The sequence below is a fragment of the Kineococcus glutinatus genome (genome assembly GCF_039542765.1).
Lineage (GTDB): Bacteria > Actinomycetota > Actinomycetes > Actinomycetales > Kineococcaceae > Kineococcus_A > Kineococcus_A glutinatus.
The window spans coordinates 1-1,502 of the sequence record NZ_BAABIL010000867.1; the positions used below are offsets into that span (position 1 = coordinate 1).

Here is a 1,502-nt window from a genome sequence, read left to right on the forward strand (position 1 = left end):
GACGCGCTCGTGCAGCCGGCGCAGCACCGCCAGGGAGCGCTCCTTGAGCGGGGCACCGGACAGCCCCCCGCCACCGGCCGCCTCCACCTCGGCGGCCGGGGTGCGCAACCCCGCGCGGGAGATCGTGGTGTTGGTGGCCACGATCCCCTCCAGCCCCAGCTCCAGCGCGAGCTCGGCCACGGCGTCGACGTCCTCGTCCGCCAGGTCCGGGGCGATCTTCACCAGCAGCGGCACGCGGCGGCCGGCGGAGGAGTCGGCGGCCTCCCGCACCGCCTCCAGCACCGGCCGCAGCCGCTGCACGGACTGCAGGTCGCGCAGCCCGGGGGTGTTGGGCGAGCTGACGTTGACGACGAGGTAGTCGGCGTAGCGGGCCAGCAGCCGTGCGGAGGTCGCGTAGTCCTCCGCCGCCCGCTCCTCGGGGACCACCTTCGACTTGCCGATGTTGACCCCGATGCCGACGGGGTGGCGCGGCGGGACCGCCCGCAGCCGGCGCAGCCGGGCCGCGACCGCCTCCGCGCCGTCGTTGTTGAAGCCCATCCGGTTGACGACGGCGCGGTCGGCCAGGAGGCGGTGCATCCGCGGGCGCGGGTTGCCCGGCTGCGGCAGGGCCGTGACCGTGCCCACCTCCACGAAGCCGAAGCCCAGGTGGCTCAGCGCCTCCACCCCGATGGCGTTCTTGTCGAAACCGCCGGCCAGGCCCAGCGGGTTGGGCAGGTCCAGGCCGAGCACGTGCGTGCGCAGCTGCGGGTCGGCCACGACGAAGAGCCTGCGCAGCAGCGCCGGTACGCCGGGCAGCCGGGACACCGCGCACAGCGCGCTGAACGACAGGTGGTGCGCCCGCTCGGGGTCGATCCGCGTCAAGGCGGTGCGGTACAGCGTGCGGTAGATCACTGGGGCCCTTCCGGCGGCCGGGCGCCACCGGGGCGGGCGCCGACGTCCCCGGCAGGCTACCCAGCGGCGGCGGGTGGTGGAGGTGGCACGATGCTCGCCGACCCACCGCCTGCGAGGAGGCCCGTGAGCGAGCGACGACCCACCACCGGCGAGCCGGTGCCCGCCAGCGGGGCCGGGCCGGCCGCTCCCGCGCGCCTGGAGCTGGCCGACCTGGCCACCGCGGTCGCGCTCCCCGACCGGGAGGCGGCCGCCGCGGCGCAGGAGCGGCTGGCCGCGATGGCCGCCGGTGGCGGGCCGCTGGGACGGCTGCGGGGGCTGGCGACGTGGCTGGCGGGGGTGCGCGGCGAGCGGGTGGGTGAGCCCCTGGACCGCGTCCGCCTCGTCGTGCTGGCCGCCGACAGCGCCTTCGGCCGCGCCGGTCTCGACCGGTGGGCGCCGGGGTGGACGGCGGAGCGGGTGCGCGCCCTGCGGGAGGGCAGCGCCCCGGCCGCCGTGCTGGCCGGCGACGCCGGCGTCGGGGTGCACGTGGCCGACGTCGGTGTCGGCTCCGCCCACCCTGCTGCTGGTCAAGGAGTTCGCCGCGCAGCACGACGACTCCCGCCCCGGCGGGC

2 protein-coding genes are annotated in these 1,502 nt (G+C 77.8%); one reads left to right on the top strand and one right to left on the bottom strand.

Annotated features, from left to right (window positions below; all coding sequences use genetic code 11):
- Positions 1 to 891 (bottom strand): quinone-dependent dihydroorotate dehydrogenase (locus ABEB16_RS22175; protein ID WP_345714324.1); only part of this gene is annotated, 891 nt, incomplete at its 3' end.
- Between the two features lie 123 nt (positions 892 to 1,014).
- On the opposite strand from ABEB16_RS22175, the gene ABEB16_RS22180 reads away from it, so the two are divergent.
- On the top strand, positions 1,015 to 1,502 hold a 488-nt coding region (locus ABEB16_RS22180; protein WP_345714325.1), incomplete at its 3' end, for a nicotinate-nucleotide--dimethylbenzimidazole phosphoribosyltransferase.